Below are 18,596 nucleotides of genomic sequence, written 5' to 3' on the forward strand. Positions count from 1 at the left end.
AGCGGGGTCGCGGGCGCGTCGTCAGCGGCCCGCGAGGCGGTCGAGCGCGGCGCGGTCCAGGCCGGAGACCTCCGCCACCTCCGTGCTGTCGAGCGCGCCGCAGTCGAGGCCGCGCAGCAGGTAGCCGCTGAGGGCGCGCGCGGTGGCCGGCTCGTCCATGACGTCGCCCTGCGCGTCGCCCACGTAGGCGGCGAGCCGTTCGCCCGCGCGCCGCATGCCCTCGCGGTAGAAGGCGTACACGGCGGCGTAGCGGGTGGGCAGGTGGCCGGGGTGCATGTCCCAGCCCTGGTAGTAGGCCCGGGCCAGTGAGCGCCGCACCAGGGAGTGGTGGAGCCGCCAGGCGTCGTGCACCCGCACCCGGTCGCCGGTGGGGACGACATTGGTGGAGCCGTCCGAGAGCCGGACTCCGGTCCCCGCCGCGGCCACCTGCATCACCGCCTTGGCGTGGTCGGCGGCAGGGTGGTCCATCGCCTGGTAGGCGGCGGAGACGCCGCACGAGGCGCTGTAGTCGAAGGTGCCGTAGTGCAGCGAGGTGGCGCGCCCCTCGGCCGCGTCGATCAGCCGGGCGACGGTGGCACGGCCGTCGGCGCCGAGGATGGACTGGGTGGTCTCGATCTGGATCTCGAAGCCGATACGGCCCGCGTCGAGGCCACGCGCTTTCTCGAACTCCTCGCACAGCCGGACCATCGCGGTGACCTGCTCGGGATAGGTCACCTTGGGCAGCGTCAGCACCAGCCCGTCGGGCAGCCCGCCGGCCTCCATCAGTCCGGTCAGGAACAGATCGAGGGTGCGGATGCCGCGGTCGCGGACGGCCGCCTCCATGCACTTCATCCGGATGCCGGCGTACGCGGGTACGGGCCCCTCGGCGCCGTCGGCGAACACATCGGCGATCAGCTTCGCGGCACGGACGGCGGCGGCGTCCTCCTCGTCGTCGGGCCGGACGCCGTAGCCGTCCTCGAAGTCGATGCGCAGGTCCTCGACGGGTTCGCGCCGCAGCTTGTCCTGGATGCGGGCGTGGACCGGCCCGGCCAGCTCCTCGTCCATCCCCAGGACGCGGGCCAGGGACGCGGCGTCGGGCGCGTGGGATTCGAGCAGCGCGCTGGCGGCCTCGCCCCACTCCCGTACGGTGCCGGGCGTAACGGTGTCGGCGGGCACGTAGACGGTGTGCACCGGCTGCCGCGTGCCCGGGTCCCCCGGGTAGCGCCTGGCGAGTTCGGCGTCCACCGGCTCCAACAGCCGGGAGACCCCCTCCAGTACGCCGCTGCCCAAGCTGGTCCCGTCCGTGACGCGCTGCGCCATCTGTACTCCCTCTGCCGAGCTCCGACCCGACATCAACAAAACGTTGAAGCCGGTGCCGTGACGCTAATGGGGCTCTGACCAGCCAGTCAAGGGTGGCCGGCGCGGACAGTTCGGCAGGGGCGGCGCGGCCCCCAGGGGCGGGCCGGGCCACGGTTTCCGGTCGTCGTGGAGCGCCGGGGATCAAGCCATCCGGGCCGAACAAGCGTGCTACGAAGGTTCGTTGCCGCAGGCGGCACACCTGTGCGGGCATCACTTTGCGCCACTGATTCAACGCGAAACGTTACCGAAACATAAGGGGCCGATGTGCTTTCTCCCCGCAGACTCGGCAAACTCACTTTCGCCGATAGATCCGGCACTTACCACAAAGCGGAAGGAAGCACACAATGCGGAAGACCGCACCCTGGCGCACCGTCCTCACCACGGCGGCTGCTGTCACGGGGGCCGTCAGCGCCCTCGCGCTCACGGCAGCACCTGCCCAGGCCGCGCCTGCGAAGCCCACCTCGCTCTACGCGCCCTCGGCCCTGGTGCTCACCATCGCGGACGGTGAGAGCGCCGCGACCACGGCACCTCAGCGTGCCGTCACGCTCAACTGCATGCCCGCGCCGTCCGGCACCCACCCCGCGGCCGAGGAGGCATGTGCGCAGCTGCGCGCCTCGGGCGGGAACTTGGAAGCGCTCGCCAAGCCGGCCGAGGAGACCTACTGCACCAAGGAGTGGCGGCCCGTCGTCGTCACAGCGCAGGGCGTATGGGAGGGCCAGCGCGTCAACTATGAACACGTCTTCGCCAACAGCTGCATGAAGAGGGCGACGGAGGCATCCGTCTTCGCCTTCTGACAGGGCCGCCGGCGCCTTCCGACAGGGTTGTCGGCGGAGCTTGTGACAAACGCCGGGGAGCCCCGTACCGAGCGCGTCGGTACGGGGCTCCTCTCCGGTCTCCGGGCGTCGAGCCGGCGGAGGGGTCAGCCCTTGCGGGTCTTGATCTCCTCGGTCAGCTGGGGGACGACCTCGAAGAGGTCGCCGACCACGCCGTAGTCGACCAGGTCGAAGATCGGGGCCTCGGAGTCCTTGTTGATGGCCACGATCGTCTTGGAGGTCTGCATACCGGCGCGGTGCTGGATCGCACCGGAGATGCCGGTGGCGATGTAGAGCTGCGGCGAGACCGTCTTACCGGTCTGGCCCACCTGGTGGGAGTGCGGGTACCAGCCGGCGTCGACCGCGGCGCGGGAGGCGCCCACCGCGGCGCCCAGAGAGTCGGCAAGCTGCTCGATCAGCGGGAAGTTCTCGGCGCCGTTGAGGCCACGGCCCCCGGAGACCACGATCGCGGCCTCGGTCAGCTCGGGGCGCCCGGTGGACTCGCGCGGGGTGCGCGAGGTGACCTTGGTGCCGGTTGCGGCCTCGCCGAAGCTCACCGCGAGCTGCTCGACGGCACCGGCGGCGGCGGACGCCTCCGGAGTGGCCGAGTTGGGCTTGACGGTGATGACCGGGGTGCCCTTGGTGATCCGGGACTTGGTGGTGAACGCGGCGGCGAAGACCGACTGCGTGGTCACCGGGCCCTCGTCACCGGCCTCCAGGTCGACCGCGTCGGTGACGATGCCGGAGCCGAGGCGCACCGCGAGGCGCGCGGCGATCTCCTTGCCCTCGGCGGAGGAGGGAACCAGCACGGCGGCGGGCGAGACGGACTCGTAGGCGGCCTGCAGCGCGTCCACCTTGGGGACGACGAGGTAGTCGGCGAACTCCGGCGCGTCGGCGGACAGCACCCGGGTGGCGCCGTACTCGCCGAGGGTCCTGGCGGCGTCCTCGGCATTCGGGCCGAGGTGCACGGCGACCGGGTCGCCCAGCCGGCGGGCGAGGGTCAGCAGTTCGAGGGTGGGCTTACGGACGGCGCCGTCCACGTGGTCGACGTAGACAAGGACTTCAGCCATGGGGTGCTCTCCTGCGGAAGATCAAAGGGAGGTCGGAGGGAAGGTGGCGGCCGCGCTCGGCCGAGCGTGCGGCCCGCCGGGCTGCCTTAGACGAACTTGCGCTCGGCGAGGAAGCCCGCGAGCTGCTTGCCGCCGTCGCCCTCGTCCTTGACGACGGTGCCCGCGGTGCGCGGCGGGCGCTCGGCCACGTCCTCGACCTTGGTCCAGGCGCCCTCCAGGCCGACCTCCTCGGCCTCGATGTCCAGGTCGTCGAGGTCCAGCGACTCGACGGGCTTCTTCTTGGCGGCCATGATCCCCTTGAAGGAGGGGTAACGCGCCTCGCCCGACTGGTCGGTGACGGAGACGACGGCCGGGAGCTGGGCCTCCAGCTGCTCGGTGGCGGCGTCGCCGTCGCGGCGCCCGGTCACCTTGCCGTCCGCCACGGAGACCTCGGACAGCAGCGTCACCTGCGGCACGCCCAGCCGCTCGGCGAGCATGGCAGGCAGCACGCCCATTGTCCCGTCGGTGGAGGCCATACCGCAGACGACCAGGTCGTAACCGGTCTTCTCGATGGCCTTGGCCAGGACGTAGGAGGTGCCCAGCGCGTCGGTGCCGTGCAGGTCGTCGTCCTCGACGTGCACGGCCTTGTCGGCCCCCATGGACAGCGCCTTGCGCAGGGCGTCCTTGGCGTCCTCCGGGCCGACGGTGAGCACGGTGATCTCCGCGTCGTCGACCTCGTCCGAGTCCGCGATCTGCAGCGCCTGCTCGACTGCGTACTCGTCCAGCTCGGAGAGCAGGCCGTCGACCGACTCGCGGTCGGTGGTCAGGTCCTCCGCGAAGTGCCGGTCACCGGTGGCGTCGGGCACGTACTTCACACAGACAACGATCCTCAAGCTCACGCCGGCTCTCCTACTGCTTCGACTTACGGGTTCCGGTCCGGTGGGACCGGGCGTCCGTCCACAATATTACTCGTCAGTACATCCAGCACGTTCCCCGTTCTCAAGACTGTCGAGGTGTGACGTTGCCAACGGGGAGAGTGAACAGCCCAACTCCATCACGCGGGACGGTACGAAGCGAGTGCCACGGAGCGGGATCTGGATCACCCCCGGCGGCCCGGGACCGCCCGCCTCAGGCGATGGCGAGGCCGAGCGCCGCGATGACGTCGGCCTTGCGGGGCTGCCCTGTGGCACGCTTGACGATCCGGCCCGCCGCGTCGAGGACGAGGACCGTGGGCGTGCTCGTGATATCCAGTTCGCGCACCAGGGACAGCTGCTCCTCGGCGTCGATCTCGACGTGTACGACGCCTTCCACCATGGCTGCGACCTCGGCAAGGATGCGCCGGGCGGCTCGACAGGGCTGACAGAAGGCGCTGGAGAACTGGACGAGGGTGGCCCTCTCCCCCAGCCCTGCCACGGCACCGATCGCCTCGGCGCTCACCGGTTCCGCCTGCTCCGCCACGAAGCCCTCCATTCCCGCGTGCATATGGACAAGTCTGCCGTGAGGGTAGCCAGGAGCAACGCTTTGGGGAACGATCGGCCGGAGCCGGAAGTTACGCACCCGTAAGTACCCACGGGTAAAGCAACAGGATCCGAGTAGGTCCGGCATCCCGAGACGAAGGGTTACCCCGACGTGGCAGATCTCCTCTACCCGCCGGTGATCGGTGCGGCGCGAGCGTGGTTCAAGGCTCTCGACCTGCGCTTCGACATCCGAGGCACCGCACATGTGCCCTCGCGCGGCGGCGCCGTGCTGGTGAGCAACCACATCAGCTACCTGGACTTCGTCTTCACCGGGCTGGCGGCCCGCCCCGCCAAGCGCCTGGTGCGGTTCATGGCCAAGGAGTCGGTCTTCCGGCACAAGGTCTCCGGGCCGCTGATGCGCGCCATGAAGCACATACCCGTGGACCGCTCGCGCGGCGAGGACGCGTACGCGCACGCGCTGGAGGCGCTGCGCTCCGGTGAGGTCGTCGGCGTCTTCCCGGAGGCGACCATCTCGCCCTCCTTCACCCTCAAGGACTTCAAGACCGGCGCGGCACGGCTGGCGCAGGAGGCCCGGGTGCCGCTGGTCCCGGTAGCGCTGTGGGGTACGCAGCGGCTGTGGACCAAGGGACACAAGCGGGACTTCGGCCGCAACCACGTGCCCGTCAGCATCAACGTCGGGGAGCCGGTCGAGCCGGGCCGGGGCGAGACGGCACTCAGCGTCACCGAGCGGCTGCGTGAGCGGGTGCAGGAGCTGCTGGAGGCGGCGCAGCGCGCCTATCCGGCCGTGCCGCAGAGCGCCGCGGACGCCTGGTGGCTGCCCGCCCACCTGGGCGGCACAGCACCGACCCCTGCACAGGCCAACGCGATGTAGGCCGCGCCCGGTCTGCCCCTTGCCGCGATCTGCGGACTGCCCGTTCGTTGTGGTTGGTGGGGGTACCCCCTGCTCGAAGAGCTTGGGGGAGCGGTTCCCCGCGCCCCTTCGGGGCGCAACTCGTCCCGCGAAGCCGGGGAACCTAGCGCCCCGCGTCGGCGAGGGCTCGCAGTAGGGGGGCCGTCGCCAAAACTCCCCTGGCCTCCTCGTCCGAGAGCTCTTCCAGGCGCTCCAGCAGTACGTCGGCCTCGCCGAGAGCGACGCCACGCAGGGCGGTGATCCCCTCTTCGGTGACGGCCACGCGCGTCGCGCGGCCGTCGGTGGGGTCGGGTTCGCGGCGTACGAGCCCGAGGCTCTCCAGCTCGGCGATGACGGCGGTGGCTGTCGGCTGGGAACAAGGGACCCGGTCGGCGACGACGCCGATCCTGCTGGGACCGGACTCCGTCAGCAGGGACAGGACGATCAGCTGGGTGGGCTGCAGTCCGCCCGTCGGGCCGGCCCGGCGCAGCGACCGCAGCAACCGGTGCAGGGCCAGGACCATGTCGAACGCCGCGTCCTGCCGGGTCCCCATCGTTCCCCCATGGGCTCGTCCTGATCGGATCAGTGGATCATGAGCTGATCAGGTCTTGATCGGATCAGGAGAGTGTAAGCGTCGGGTGGTACATGTCCATCCACAGCGCCAGGTCGAGGACGCGCTCCAGACCGCGCCGGCCGGCCTGGGTGATCTGCGGGGTCTCCACCTTGACGGCCCGCTCCAGCCAGTCCCTGCTGACCAGGTCGAAGACCTGGTGCGAGGGCTCGGCCAGCAGGTCCTTGACGTTCTCCTGGAGCGCCGTGTGGTACTTCGGGTCCTGGGTGGAGGGGTAGGGGCTCTTGACCCGCTCGTAGACGGAGCGCGGCAGCAGATCGGCTGTCGCCTCGCGCAGCAGGCTCTTCTCCCTGCCGTCGAACGACTTGAGCGCCCAGGGGGTGTTGTAGACGTATTCCACCAGCCGGTGGTCGCAGAACGGTACGCGCACCTCCAGTCCGACGGCCATGCTCGCACGGTCCTTCCGGTCCAGCAGGACGCGGACGAACCGGGTCAGATGGAGGTGGCAGATGACCCGCATCCGGTACTCGAAGTCGCTCTCCCCTTCCAGGCGCTGGACTCCGGAGACGGCCGAGGAGTAGCTGTCGCGCACATAGCCGGGCAGGTCGAGAGCGCGGGTGACGGAGTCGTTGAGGACGTTGCTGTCCTCCCCCATGTTCTGAGCGAACTGGACCAGCCATGGGAAGGTCTCGACGTTGCGGGCCTCCTCGTCGAAGAACTGCTTGTAGCCGCCGAAGACCTCGTCGGCCGACTCGCCGGACAGCGCGACCGTGGAGTGCTGCCGGATGGCCTTGAAGAGCAGGTAGAGCGAGGCGTCCATGTCGCCGAGGCCCATGGGGATGTCGCGGGCCCGGATGACGCGGGAGCGCACCTCGGGGTCGGCGAGGTCGCCGGAGCTGAGCACGATGTCCTGGTGCTCGGTGGCCGACTCGCGAGCGACGTCGTGCACGAAGGGCGTGTCCGGGGTGGCCCGCAGTTCGTCCGCGACGAAGTTCTCGGTCTGGCCGACGAAATCGACGGCGAAGCTGCGGACGGTCTCGCCGCTCTCCTTCAGCTGCCGGGCCGCCAGCGCCGTCATGGCCGAGGAGTCGAGACCGCCGGAGAGCAGAGTGCAGCGCGGTACGTCGGAGACGAGCTGGCGGCGCACGATGTCGTCCATCAGCTCGCGTACGTGTGCGACCGTCTCGTCCTTGCCGTCGGTGTGCGGCCGGGTCTCCAACTGCCAGTAGACGTGGGTGCGCACACCGTTCTCACCGACGGTCACCACCGTGCCGGGCTCGACCTCGCGCATGCCCTCCCACACGGCGTGGCCGGGCGTCTTGACGAAGGCGAACAGCTCGCGCAGGCCGTCGAGTGAGACCTCGCGGCGGGCCAGCGGGTTGGCGAGGATCGCCTTGGGCTCGGAGCCGAAGAGCACGCCGTCGGCGGTCTCGGCGTAGTAGAAGGGCTTGATGCCCATCCGGTCGCGGACCATCACCAGCTGCTTGGAGCGGCTGTCCCAGATGGCGAAGGCGTACATCCCGTTCAGCCGCTCGGCCAGGGCCGGGCCCCACTCCAGGTAGGCGTGGAGCACCACCTCGGTGTCCGAGTCGGTGCTGAACCGGTGGCCCCGGCCGGCCAGTTCACGGCGCAGCTCGGTGTAGTTGTAGGTCTCCCCCGAGTAGACGAGGGCGACGCTGCCCCCGGGTGTCTCCACGGTCATCGGCTGCCTGCCGCCGGGCAGGTCGATGATCGCCAGCCTGCGGTGACCCAGCGCCGCCGGACCGGCTATCCAGGTGCCGGTGTCGTCGGGACCACGGCAGGCCATGGTCTCCGTCATGGCGTCGACGGTCGCCCGCTCGGCCGTCAGATTCCTGTCGTAGGAGACCCACCCGGTGATTCCGCACATGCTCTTCCTCCACCTCCAGTATGTGTAGTGGCCACCTATACATCTGCCACTGTGTCACATTCAGGTTTCGACGGACACCCGGGGGGCGGGAGGAGCGCATGGATCACGCCAACCGGGGGAGGGAACGCGCCCCACCGGGCAGGGCACCCCCTCACCGGCGCAGGTGAGGGGGCGGCGCCGCGTCACAACGCCGTGTCCAGCAACTGCCACAGCTGCGCGCGGTCCGTGGCATGCCGCAGCGCGCGCAGGACGACCGGATGCGGCTCCGCGTAGAGCACCGGGTAGTCACACTCCCCCTTCTCCGGCCACACGGAGAAGGCCAGTTGCTCGCGGTCCAGGCTGAACTGGGCGTCCACGCCCGGCTTGTTGCCTCGTGCATCCTGCCGGACCCAGCGGCTGGAGCCGGGCAGCCGCAGCGCGACCAGCCCATGCAGCACATTGAGCTTCTGGTAGCAGAACCCGGCTGGAATGCCCTCGGCGCGCAGCAGTGCGACCAGGGCGTGAGATTTGGCGTGGCAGATGCCGACCCGCTCGGCGAGCACGTCGGAGGCGCGCCAGGTGATACGCCAGTCCCCCACATCGGCCGAGTGCGGGATGGCGTCGCGGACGAACTCGTAGGCGGCGCGCGCGTAGGCGGCCAGCTCGCCGTCCGTGCCGGCGCTCAGCCGGGCGGCCGTCTCGCGGACCAGCGGGTGGGTGTGATCGACGACGTCGTCGGCGGCGAGGTAGGCGGACTCGTCAGCGGTGACGGGAGTGAGCATCATGCCGCGTCAGCGTAGAGGCCGGCCCGCCGTAACTCAATGGAATTACAGCGGGCCGCATAATTATGCGATCTGGTGGAGTGCCGCCTCCGAGTACTGCCGTGGCGTGTTACCGCCCCATCTCCTCCCGGAGCGCGGCCAGAAAGCCGTCCACGTCCTGCTCCGTGGTGTCGAACGAGCACATCCAGCGCACCTCGCCCGCCGCCTCGTCCCAGAAGTAGAAGCGGTAGCGCTTCTGGAGGCGTTCACTCACCTCGTTGGGCAGCCGCGCGAAGACGGCGTTGGCCTGCACCGGGTAGCTGATCTCCACACCGGGCACCTGACGGACCCCCTCGGCGAGCCGCTGCGCCATCGCGTTGGAGTGCCGCGCGTTGCGCAGCCACAGGTCCCCCGCCAGCAGCGCCTCCAGCTGCACCGATATGAAGCGCATCTTGGAGGCCAGCTGCATCGACAGCTTGCGCAGGTGCTTCATATGGCGGACGGCGTCCGGGTTGAGGACGATCACGGCCTCACCGAAGAGCATGCCGTTCTTGGTGCCGCCGAAGGAGACGATGTCCACGCCGGCGGCGTTGGTGAACGCGCGCATCGGAACGTCCAGCGCCGCTGCCGCGTTGGCGATACGGGCCCCGTCCAGGTGGACGTACATGCCGCGCTCGTGCGCGTGGTCGCACAGGGCGCGGATCTCCTCCACCGTGTAGAGGGTGCCGAGTTCGGTGTTCTGCGCCAGGGAGACCACCTGGGGCATGGCGCGGTGCTCGTCGTCCCAGCCGAACGCCTGCCGGTCGATCAGCTCGGGGGTCAGCTTGCCGTCCTCGGTGGGCACGGTCAGCAGCTTCAGGCCCCCCACCCGCTCCGGCGCCCCGCACTCGTCGACGTGGATGTGCGCACTCTCGGCGCAGATGACCGCACCCCAGCGGTCGGTCAGCGCCTGGAGCGCGACCACATTGGCACCGGTGCCGTTGAAGACCGGGAACGCCTCGGCACGCCGACCGAAGTGGCTGCGTACGACGGTCTGCAGGTGCTCGGTGTAGTCGTCGGCGCCGTAGGCGGACTGGTGGCCGCCGTTGGCCACGGCAAGGGCCGCCAGGATCTCCGGGTGCGCGCCCGCGTAATTGTCGCTGGCGAAGCCGCGGACGTCGGGATCATGGCGGCGCCTGGCGTCGGTGACCGGCGCCGCCGCGTCCCCGGCGGGGTCGTTCAGGTGTTGGGCGTCAGCCACAGGCGGGTTCCGTTCAGCTCTTCGGCGGGCTTGTTCCAGGTGTCGACGACGGCCTTCGCGAGGTCCTTCACGTCCGTGAAGCCAGCGAACTTCGCGTTCGGCCGGTCGGCACGCATCTGGTCGTTCACCAGTGCCTTGACCACCAGGATGACAGCGGCCGCCGGGAGCCCGCTCTCGCCCCCCGCCTTGCGGAAGGAGTCGCCGAGCGCCAGGGTCCACGCCTCGGCCGCCGCCTTGGAGGCCGCGTAGGCGGCGTTGCCGGCTGTCGGCTTGCTGGCGCCCAGCGCGCTGATCAGCAGGAAGCGGCCGTCGCCCGCCCGCTTGAGCGGCGCCTCGAAGGCGAGCGAGGTGTGCTGGAGGGTGCGGACCAGGAGGTGGTGCAGGGTGTCCCAGTCGGCCAGATCGGTCTCGGCGAACGAGGCCGAGCCGCGCCAGCCGCCGACCAGGTGCACCAGGCCGTCGATCCGGCCGAACTCCTTCTCCGTCTTGTCGGCCCACGCCCGGGTCTCCTCCAGGCTGAGCAGGTCGACGGTGTCACCGGTGACGGTGGCTCCCCCATGCGCAAAGCGCGCGGCGTCCACGGCCTGCGCCAGGCGCTCCGCGTCCGCGTCGCAGGCCACCACGGTGGCGCCCTCCTCCGCGAGCCGCAGCAGCGTGGCCTGGCCCGCGGGGCCTGCCGCGCCCGCGACCGCGATCACCCGTCCCTGCAGGTCACCCTCGCCGTTGCCCTCGTAGCCACGCCGTGTGGTCGAGTCCGTGATGCCTGTCATCTCCGTCGCCTCCTCGCGCTCCCGCTCCTGCCCTCCGCTGTGCCCTGGGGGCTGCCCGCTCATGCGGCGGCGGCCCGGGCCGGAGCGTCAGCGGTGATCCCCTGGGTCGATGCGATCACACTCCGGAGCTTCTTCGCGAGGGCTTCGTAGAACATGCTGAGCGGGAACTCGTCCGGCAGCACCTCGTCGACCAGCTTGCGCGGCGGAAGGGTCAGGTCCAGCGCGTCCGGGCCCTTGGTCCACTTCGAGCCGGGGTGCGGGGCCAGATAGGTGGAGACCAGCTCGTACGCCTTGAACCAGTGGACGATCTTGGGCCGGTCGATGCCCGCGCGGTAGAGCGTCTCGATCTCCTCGCGCAGTGCGACGGTGACCTTGCGGGCACGGTCCCAGTCGATGGACAGCTTGTTGTCCCGCCAGCGCAGCGCGTCGTGCTGGTGGAGGTAGGCGAAGAGGAGCTGCCCGCCGAGGCCGTCGTAGTTGCGCTTGCGCTCACCGGTGACGGGGAAGCGGAAGAGCCGCTCCAGGATCACCGCGTACTGCACGTCGCGGCCCTGCGGGTAGCCGTCGGCCTCCAGCTTCGCCGCCTCGTGGAAGGCCGTCAGGTCGCAGCGCAGCTCCTCCAGGCCGTACATCCAGAACGGCTGCCGCTGCTTGATCATGAAGGGGTCGAAGGGCAGGTCCCCGTGGCTGTGGGTGCGGTCGTGGACCATGTCCCACAGGACGAAAGTCTGCTGGCAGCGCTCCTGGTCGGCCAGCAGTTCCTCGGCGTCCCCGGGCAGCTGCAGGCTGGTGACGTCGCAGGCGGCCTGGACGACACGGCGGAAGCGGGCCGCCTCGCGGTCGCAGAAGATGCCGCCCCAGCTGAAGCGCTCGGGCGCCTCGCGCACGGCGATGGTCTCCGGGAAGAGCACCGCCGAGTGGGTGTCGTAGCCGGAGGTGAAGTCCTCGAAGGTGATGCCGCAGAAGAGCGGGTTGTCGTAGCGGGTGCGCTCCAGCTCGGCCAGCCAGTCGGGCCAGACCATGCGCAGGACGACGGCCTCCAGGTTGCGGTTGGGGTTGCCGTTCTGCGTGTACATCGGGAAGACGACAAGGTGCTGGAGGCCGTCGGCGCGGTTGTGCGCGGGCTGGAAGGCGAGCAGTGAGTCGAGGAAGTCCGGGACGCCGAAACCGCCGTCGGCCCAGCGGCGCAGGTCGGCCACGAGGGCGCGGTGGTATTCGGCGTCGTGCGGCAGCAGCGGCGAGAGCTCCTCGACCGCGGCGACGACGCGGTCGAGCTCCTGCCGGATCTCCTGGCGGGCGGGGGCGCCCTCGGCCCCGAAGTCGATCGAGCCGTCCTTGGACTGTGCGGGGCGGACGGCCTCCACGGCGGCCTTCAGCACCGGCCAGGCGGGGTGCGCGGCCACACTCTCGACTGCTCCGCCGACAGACGACGAAACGCCGCCCCCGACAGGCGCTTGCGAAAGAATTTCCGTCATATTGACCCCTCCACAGGAGAAACTCGCGTAAGGAAACCGTATACGTGCGAGCGGTCCCGCTCAAGGGGAGAGATCAGGAAATTGTCCTGCCCCACCCGGATCAGACCGCTGTTTTTCCGGCGATCAGCGGTCTGTGTCGCTTCTCTTTTCAGCACGGGACGGTACCCGTCCGGGCTCGGAACGGGCTCCGCCGCCGTCCCGCGGAACGCGTGCCGGGGGCCGTTAGGCTGGCGCTCCACGACCGTCACCGCACGAAAGCGAGCGCGCCCGTGCCACTGCTCACCGTCGGACACCGCGGAGTGATGGGCGTCGAGCCCGAGAACACGCTGCGCTCCTTCGTCCGCGCCGAACGCGAAGGGCTCGACGTCCTCGAACTCGACCTGCACCTGAGCAAGGACGGCGAGCTGGTGGTGATGCACGACGCCGACGTGGCGCGTACGACCGACGGCAGCGGCCCGATCGGTGATCTCACTCTGGCCGAGCTGCGCGAGCTGGACGCGGGTCAGGGCGAGCGGGTGCCCGTCTTCGAGGAGGTCGTGGACGCGGTACGCAGCCCGCTGCAAGCGGAGATCAAGGATCGTGCGGCGGCGCGGGTGCTCGCCGAGGCCATCCAGCGGCGCGGGCTGCACCAGCGGGTGACGGTGATCTCCTTCCACGCCGAGGCGCTCCGCGAGACCCGCGAACACCTCCCGGACATCCCGATCGTGCTGGTGGCCGGCCGCTCCACGCCCACCGCGCCGGAGAGGGCCGAGGAACTGGGCGCGGGGATGATCTCGGTGGAGCTGCAGCACGTGGACGCGGACGTGGTGCGCCGGGCGCACCAGGCCGGGATCGAGGTCATCACCTGGACCGTCAACACCGACGAGGACCTGGCCCGAGTGCGGGAGCTGGGCCTGGACGGCGTCGTCACGGACATGCCGGACATCAAGCGGGCCGTCGAACGCACGGGCTGAACCCGCCCCGGGCCCGGACGCGGTCTCGCCCGCCCGCGGCCCGGACGCGATGCCTGGTCACTCGTCCAGCGGTTTGACCAGCAGTTCGAAGACGAGGTCGGAGCGCCGGGGAACACCGAAGCGCTCGTCGCCGTAGGGGAAGGGGCTCAGCTCTCCCGTACGGGTGTACCCGCGCCGCTCGTACCAGGCGATCAGGTCCGCACGCTGCCTGATCACCTGCATCCGCAGCCGCTCGGCGCCCCACTCGGCACGGACCGTGCGCTCGGCCTCGGCCAGCACCCTGCGGCCGACCCCGCCGCCCTGCAGCAGCGGGCTGACGGCGAACAGACCGAAGTACGCCCCCTGGTCATGGCGTTCGAGCTGGCAGCAGGCGACGACGGTGCCGTCCCGCTCGGCGAGCAGCATGATGCTCTTCGGGTCACGGACCACGCCCGCGACCCCTTCCGGGTCGGTCCGCTGGCCGTCCAGCAGGTCGGCCTCGGTGGTCCAGCCCGCGCGGCTCGCCTCGCCGCGGTAGGCGGACTCCACCAGCTCGGTGAGCGCCGCGATGTCGGACTCGACCGCGCGGCGGAAGATCAGGGGCGGCTCGCCCGGCTGTGCGGCGTCGTTCATGTCCGCAGACTCTATCCCCACGCCCGCGGAACTAGAGTGCGGGCATGGTGCATGTACTGAGCAGCCGGGTGCTGCTGCGGCCCACCGATCCGGACAGGTCGCGGGCCTTCTACGGCGGGACACTCGGCCTGGAGATCGCCCGCGAGTTCGGTACGGGGCCCGAGCGCGGCACCGTCTACTTCCTGGGCGGCGGCTTCCTCGAGGTCTCCGGGCGGAGCGAGGAGCCGCCGACCCCCACCCTCCAGCTCTGGCTCCAGGTCGCCGACGTGGCCGCCGCGCACCAGGAGCTGCGCGCGGCGGGCGCCGACATCCTACGGCCCCCCGTCAAGGAGCCCTGGGGCCTGATCGAGATGTGGATCGCCGACCCGGACGGCCACCGCCTGGTGCTGGTGCAGATTCCCGCAGAGCATCCGCTGCGCTACCGGCCGGGCATCTGAGCCCGGCCCGGGGCCGCGCCGCCGGGCCGCCCGTCGGCGGTCAGCAGCGTGCCGAGCACGGCGATGCCCTCCGCGATGGCGGTGGGCGCCGCGGCCGCGTAGCCGAGGACCAGTCCCGGGCGGCCCGGCAGCTGGGTGTGCCAGGACAGCGGCTGGGTCTTGACGCCGTGTGCGAGGGCGCGGGAGGCCAGCTCGGTGTCGCGGACGCCGGAGGGGAAGGTGACCGTCAGGTGCAGACCGGCGGCGGCGCCGTGGACACGCGCGTGCGGCAGGTGACTGCGGATGGCCGCGATCATGGCGTCGCGGCGGACCCGGTGGCGGCGCCGGATGAGCCGTAGGTGCCGCTCCAGCGCGCCGGACTCCATCAGCCTGGCGAGCACCAGCTGGGGCAGGGCCGCGTTGCCGAGGTCGGCGAAGCGCTTGGCGTCGGTCAGCGCGTCCCGGTAGCGGGCCGGTGCCAGCAGCCAGCCGACACGGAGCGCCGGGGCGAGGAGTTTGGAGATGCTGCCGGAGTAGCAGACGTGGTCGGGGGCCATCGCGGCGAGCGCCGCGACCGGGGCGCGGTCGTAGCGGTGTTCGGCGTCGTAGTCGTCCTCGATGACCAGGCCGCCCTCCCCCGCCCACCGCACCAGCTCGCGGCGGCGCTCGCCGCCCAGCACGACACCGGTCGGGAACTGGTGCGCCGGGGTCAGCAGCACGGCGGGCGCACCCGTGGCCTGGAGCGCGTCGACGCGTACCCCCTCGGCGTCCACGGGCACGGGCGGGGTGGCCAGCCCCCAGCTGTGCAGGTGCTGGCGTGCGCCGAGGGAGGAGGGGTCCTCGACGGCGAGCCGGTCGGCTCCCTCGGCTCGCAGCACCTGGGCCAGCAGGCCGAGTGCCTGTGCGGTACCGGCCACGATGATGATCTCCTCGGGCTCCGCGGTGATGCCCCGGTTGACGCGCAGCCATCCGGCGACGGCGCCGCGCAGCGCTCGCGTACCGCGGGGGTCGCCGTACCCCAGGTCGGAGGAGGCCAGTTCGGCCAGGACGGCGCGTTCGGCGCGCAGCCAGGCGGTACGGGGGAAGGCGGCGAGGTCGGGGAGCCCGGGCGACAGGTCGATGCGCGCTGTGGAGGTACGGAAGGCGTCGAAGACGTCGGCGCCCGGCGGAGCATCGAAGACGTCGGTGGCGGCGGGGCCGGCCGGGGCGGCGCCGGTCGAACCGGCCGCACCGCCCGTCCCGTTCAGCGGGGTGGCGGCCACCACGGTGCCCGCGCGGCCCCGGCCGACCACATGTCCGTCGTCGACCAGGCGGCGGTACGCCTCGGTCACCACGCCGCGCGACACCTTGAGGTCGGCGGCGAGCACGCGGGTGGCGGGCAGTCGGCTGCCGGTGAGCAGCCGGCCGTCGGCGATGGCCTGCCTGATCCGGCCGACGAGCCAGTCCGACAGGCCGCCCCTGGGGACCGCGTCGGCGGTGAGCTGGAGGAAGTCGGAGGCCGCCGGAGCCGTCGAGCCGCCCTTTATGGTCCTGTCGACCGCAGATCCATTGGCTCTGTTCACAGGCCCATTCTGCCGACAGGGTCAAGGCATGGACTTTCTGCTGACCGCACTGGTGATCGTGGTGACCCCCGGAACGGGCGTGCTGTTCACGATCGCCGCCGGGCTCTCGCACGGGAGGCGGGCGAGCCTGGTGGCCGCGCTCGGCTGCACGCTCGGCACCCTCCCGCAGGCGCTCGCAGCCATCACAGGGCTCGCCGCGCTGCTGCACGCCAGCGCCATGGCCTTCCAGATCCTCAAGTATCTGGGTGTCGCCTACCTGCTGTGGATGGCGTGGAGCACGCTGCGGGACAGGAGCGCCCTCGCGGCGCCCGACGCCGACGGCCGGGAGGCCGGGAGCGCTCCGCGTACGGCGTCGAGCGTGGTGGTGTCCGCCGTCCTGCTCAACGTGCTCAACCCCAAGCTGACGCTGTTCTTCATGGCGTTCCTGCCGCAGTTCGTCCAGGGGGACGATCCGCACGCCGTGTTGCGCATGACGGAGCTCAGCGCCGTCTTCGTACTGCTGACCTTCGCCGTCTTCGCCTGCTACGGGCTGGCGGCCGCGACCATGCGCGAGCACGTCATCTCCCGCCCGCGGGTGGTGCGGTGGATGCGCCGGGTCTTCGCCGGTACGTTCGCCGCGCTCGGCGCCCGACTCGCCTTCTTCTGACCGCACCGGCTCCACGGCCCGGCCGGCCGGGCCGACCCGAACACTCCCCGGAGGAAACCGCACCATGCACTTCGAGCACTCCCCGCACCTGTGGCAGGACTTCCCCCAGTTGGTGCCCGGGGTACTGCACGCCAAGGGCATCACCGCCCGGCCGGCCGTCCCCGTCGACGCCTCCGTACGAGAGCTGTGGGCGCGGGCGGCGGCACGCAACGCCGCGGGCGGGGGTACGGAGAGCGGGCTGCCGCAGATCCAGGCGTGGCGGCGCGCCTTCGCGTCGATGGGGCTCAAGCCGACCCAGTACCGCTGTGCCGCCGAGTCACTGCTGCGGCGCTTCCGCAAGGAGGGGTCGCTGCCTGACATCCACCCGCTGATCGACCTGTGCAACGCGGCCTCGCTCGCTTACGCCATCCCCGTGGGCGTCTTCGATCTGGCGCGGATCGAGGGGGATCTCCAGGTGCGGTACGCGCTGGGCGACGAGCGCTACGAGACCTTCGCGGGGGACGAGGAGCGGCCGGAGCCCGGCGAGGTGGTCTTCGCCGACGAGGCGGGCCGGGCCCACGCGCGCCGCTGGACCAACCGGCAGAGCGGCCGGTCCGCCGTGCGCGAGGACACGGAGGAGGTGCTGATCGTGGCCGAGGCGCTGCACGAGACCGCACCGGGTGAGATGGCCGAGCTGACGGAGGTGCTCGCCAACGTGCTGCGCACCCACTGGGAGGCCGTTCCGCGCTCCGCCGTTCTCACCCGGTCGGCGCCCCGGTTCGAGGTGTAGCCGCGTCCGGGCCGGTGCGCTAGCGGATCGGCATGCCCGAGAGGGTGCGGGCGATGACCAGGCGCTGGATCTCGCTGGTGCCCTCGAATATGGAGTAGATGGCCGCGTCCCTGTGCATCCGTTCGACCGGGTACTCGCGGGTGTAGCCGTTGCCGCCCAGGAGCTGGATGGCCTGGGCCGTGACCTTCTTGGCCGTCTCGCTGGCGAACAGCTTGGACATCGACCCCTCGGCCGACTCGAACTTACGGCCCGTCACCCCCATCCACGAGGCGCGCCACACCAGCAGCCGGGCCGCGTCGACGCTGGTGCGCATGTCGGCCAGTTGGAAGGCGACGCCCTGGTTGTCGATGACGGGGCGGCCGAACTGCTCGCGGGTCTTGCCATATTCGAGCGCGACCTCGTAGGCAGCGCGCGCGGTGCCGACCGCCATGGCGCCGACCGCCGGGCGGGACGCCTCGAAGGTGGCCATGGCGGCGTTCTTGACCCGCTCGCCGCTCCCCTTCGCCCGCTCGCGGGCGCGGGCCAGGCGCTCGTCCAGCTTCTCCTTGCCGCCGAGCAGGCAGTGCCCGGGGACCCGGACGTCGTCGAGGACGACTTCGGCGGTGTGCGAGGCGCGGATGCCGTGCTTCTTGAACTTCTGCCCCTGGGAGAGGCCGGGGGTGCCGGGCGGGACGATGAAGGAGGCATGCCCCTTGGAGCCGAGCTCCGGGTCGACGCTCGCCACGACCACGTGGACATTGGCGATGCCGCCGTTGGTGGCCCAGGTCTTGGTGCCGTTCAGTACCCATTCGTCCTTGGCCTCGTCGTAGACGGCGCGGGTGCGCATCGAGGCCACGTCCGAGCCGGCGTCCGGCTCGGAGGAGCAGAAGGCGGCGACCTTCACATCGCCCGCGTCGCCGTACATCTGCGGTACCCAGGTGCCGATCTGCTCCTCGGTACCGTTGGCGAGCACCCCGACGGCGGCCAGCCCCGTGCCGACGATGGACAGCGCGATACCCGCGTCGCCCCAGAACAGCTCCTCCATCGTCATGGGGATGCCGAGTCCGGTGGGGTCGAAGTACTGCTGGGCGTAGAAGTCGAGCGAGTACAGGCCGATCTTGGCGGCTTCCTGGATGATCGGCCAGGGGGTCTCCTCGCGCTCGTCCCACTCGGCGGCCGCGGGGCGCATCACATCGGCGGCGAAGCCATGGAGCCAGCTTCGGACCTCCTTCTGGTCGTCGTTGAGATCCAGTGCGAACTCGGTCTCGGCCATCGTCGGGGTCCTCCGCCTGTCTCAGAAGCTCGTTACCATCGGTAATCCGCAGTCTGTTACCCGTGAGTAGCCTCTGTCAACTCCCCTTCGCCGAGGCATCCGTGCACGTGAGGGTGTTACGTTGCGGCGGGGAAAC

The 18,596-nt window shown here is 70.9% G+C and carries 19 protein-coding genes; 6 read left to right on the top strand and 13 right to left on the bottom strand.

Going from position 1 to position 18,596, the window contains the following annotated elements:
- Positions 1-21: 21 nt before the first annotated feature.
- Positions 22-1,299 (bottom strand): DUF6986 family protein, encoded by a 1,278-nt coding sequence (locus JW592_RS02105; protein WP_209263071.1) that lies wholly within the window; start codon positions 1,297-1,299, stop codon positions 22-24.
- A gap of 383 nt (positions 1,300-1,682) precedes the next feature.
- Between JW592_RS02105 and JW592_RS02110 the strand changes: the two genes are divergently transcribed.
- The gene (locus JW592_RS02110; RefSeq protein WP_209263072.1) at positions 1,683-2,132 is read left to right on the top strand and encodes a subtilase-type protease inhibitor; all 450 of its coding nucleotides are present in this window, start codon (positions 1,683-1,685) and stop codon (positions 2,130-2,132) included.
- 125 nt (positions 2,133-2,257) lie between these two features.
- On the opposite strand, the gene JW592_RS02115 is transcribed toward JW592_RS02110, so the two are convergent.
- From JW592_RS02115 to JW592_RS02125, 3 genes are all read right to left on the bottom strand, one after another.
- Positions 2,258-3,220 (bottom strand): electron transfer flavoprotein subunit alpha/FixB family protein, encoded by a 963-nt coding sequence (locus tag JW592_RS02115; RefSeq protein ID WP_209263073.1) that lies wholly within the window; start codon positions 3,218-3,220, stop codon positions 2,258-2,260.
- A gap of 86 nt (positions 3,221-3,306) precedes the next feature.
- Positions 3,307-4,098 (bottom strand): electron transfer flavoprotein subunit beta/FixA family protein, encoded by a 792-nt coding sequence (locus tag JW592_RS02120; RefSeq protein WP_209263074.1) that lies wholly within the window; start codon positions 4,096-4,098, stop codon positions 3,307-3,309.
- 229 nt (positions 4,099-4,327) lie between these two features.
- The gene (locus JW592_RS02125; protein ID WP_209263142.1) at positions 4,328-4,669 is read right to left on the bottom strand and encodes a TlpA family protein disulfide reductase; all 342 of its coding nucleotides are present in this window, start codon (positions 4,667-4,669) and stop codon (positions 4,328-4,330) included.
- A 159-nt stretch (positions 4,670-4,828) separates the two neighbouring features.
- Here JW592_RS02125 and JW592_RS02130 point away from each other — a divergent pair, with 159 nt between their 5' ends.
- On the top strand, positions 4,829-5,548 hold the full coding sequence (locus JW592_RS02130) for a lysophospholipid acyltransferase family protein (protein WP_209263075.1): 720 nt from the start codon (positions 4,829-4,831) through the stop codon (positions 5,546-5,548).
- 142 nt (positions 5,549-5,690) lie between these two features.
- On the opposite strand, the gene JW592_RS02135 is transcribed toward JW592_RS02130, so the two are convergent.
- The 6 genes from JW592_RS02135 to JW592_RS02160 all read right to left on the bottom strand — a co-directional run bounded on the left by JW592_RS02135 (position 5,691) and on the right by JW592_RS02160 (position 12,250).
- On the bottom strand, positions 5,691-6,119 hold the full coding sequence (locus JW592_RS02135; protein ID WP_209263076.1) for a MarR family winged helix-turn-helix transcriptional regulator: 429 nt from the start codon (positions 6,117-6,119) through the stop codon (positions 5,691-5,693).
- A gap of 64 nt (positions 6,120-6,183) precedes the next feature.
- Complete coding sequence (asnB, locus tag JW592_RS02140) at positions 6,184-8,025, bottom strand: asparagine synthase (glutamine-hydrolyzing) (RefSeq protein ID WP_209263077.1); 1,842 nt, start codon at positions 8,023-8,025, stop codon at positions 6,184-6,186.
- 182 nt (positions 8,026-8,207) lie between these two features.
- Positions 8,208-8,789, bottom strand: coding sequence for a transglutaminase-like domain-containing protein (locus JW592_RS02145; RefSeq protein ID WP_209263078.1), 582 nt, complete (start codon positions 8,787-8,789; stop codon positions 8,208-8,210).
- 106 nt (positions 8,790-8,895) lie between these two features.
- Positions 8,896-10,005, bottom strand: coding sequence for a threonine aldolase family protein (locus JW592_RS02150; protein WP_209263079.1), 1,110 nt, complete (start codon positions 10,003-10,005; stop codon positions 8,896-8,898).
- On the bottom strand, positions 9,984-10,775 hold the full coding sequence (locus tag JW592_RS02155) for an SDR family NAD(P)-dependent oxidoreductase (RefSeq protein WP_209263080.1): 792 nt from the start codon (positions 10,773-10,775) through the stop codon (positions 9,984-9,986). Before JW592_RS02155 ends, JW592_RS02150 begins: the two co-directional genes overlap by 22 nt.
- Before the next feature lie 59 nt (positions 10,776-10,834).
- Positions 10,835-12,250 carry a DUF6421 family protein gene (locus JW592_RS02160; protein ID WP_209263081.1) on the bottom strand — a complete coding sequence of 472 codons (1,416 nt, stop codon included), beginning with the start codon at positions 12,248-12,250 and terminating at the stop codon, positions 10,835-10,837.
- Positions 12,251-12,519: 269 nt separating this feature from the next.
- On the opposite strand from JW592_RS02160, the gene JW592_RS02165 reads away from it, so the two are divergent.
- Positions 12,520-13,203 (top strand): glycerophosphodiester phosphodiesterase, encoded by a 684-nt coding sequence (locus JW592_RS02165; RefSeq protein WP_209263082.1) that lies wholly within the window; start codon positions 12,520-12,522, stop codon positions 13,201-13,203.
- Positions 13,204-13,260: 57 nt separating this feature from the next.
- On the opposite strand, the gene JW592_RS02170 is transcribed toward JW592_RS02165, so the two are convergent.
- A complete protein-coding gene (locus JW592_RS02170; RefSeq protein ID WP_209263083.1) occupies positions 13,261-13,815 on the bottom strand; it encodes a GNAT family N-acetyltransferase in 555 nt (184 codons plus the stop codon).
- 44 nt (positions 13,816-13,859) lie between these two features.
- Here JW592_RS02170 and JW592_RS02175 point away from each other — a divergent pair, with 44 nt between their 5' ends.
- Positions 13,860-14,252 carry a VOC family protein gene (locus JW592_RS02175; protein ID WP_209263084.1) on the top strand — a complete coding sequence of 131 codons (393 nt, stop codon included), beginning with the start codon at positions 13,860-13,862 and terminating at the stop codon, positions 14,250-14,252.
- On the opposite strand, the gene pdxR is transcribed toward JW592_RS02175, so the two are convergent.
- Entirely contained in the window at positions 14,234-15,793 is a 1,560-nt protein-coding gene (gene pdxR, locus JW592_RS02180; RefSeq protein WP_209263085.1) for a MocR-like pyridoxine biosynthesis transcription factor PdxR, read from the bottom strand. The genes JW592_RS02175 and pdxR overlap by 19 nt on opposite strands.
- A gap of 28 nt (positions 15,794-15,821) precedes the next feature.
- On the opposite strand from pdxR, the gene JW592_RS02185 reads away from it, so the two are divergent.
- Positions 15,822-16,439, top strand: a complete 618-nt coding sequence (locus tag JW592_RS02185) for a LysE family translocator (RefSeq protein ID WP_209263086.1) — start codon at positions 15,822-15,824, stop codon at positions 16,437-16,439.
- A 64-nt stretch (positions 16,440-16,503) separates the two neighbouring features.
- Positions 16,504-17,208, top strand: coding sequence for a B3/B4 domain-containing protein (locus tag JW592_RS02190; RefSeq protein WP_209263087.1), 705 nt, complete (start codon positions 16,504-16,506; stop codon positions 17,206-17,208).
- A 19-nt stretch (positions 17,209-17,227) separates the two neighbouring features.
- Here the strand turns inward: JW592_RS02190 and JW592_RS02195 are convergent, their stop codons facing one another.
- Positions 17,228-18,460: an acyl-CoA dehydrogenase family protein gene (locus tag JW592_RS02195; RefSeq protein WP_209263088.1), complete on the bottom strand. Its 1,233-nt coding sequence runs from the start codon at positions 18,458-18,460 to the stop codon at positions 17,228-17,230.
- Between the last annotated feature and the right edge of the window lie 136 nt (positions 18,461-18,596).

The organism is Streptomyces spirodelae, from assembly GCF_017676385.1.
GTDB classification, from domain to species: Bacteria; Actinomycetota; Actinomycetes; order Streptomycetales; family Streptomycetaceae; genus Streptomyces; species Streptomyces spirodelae.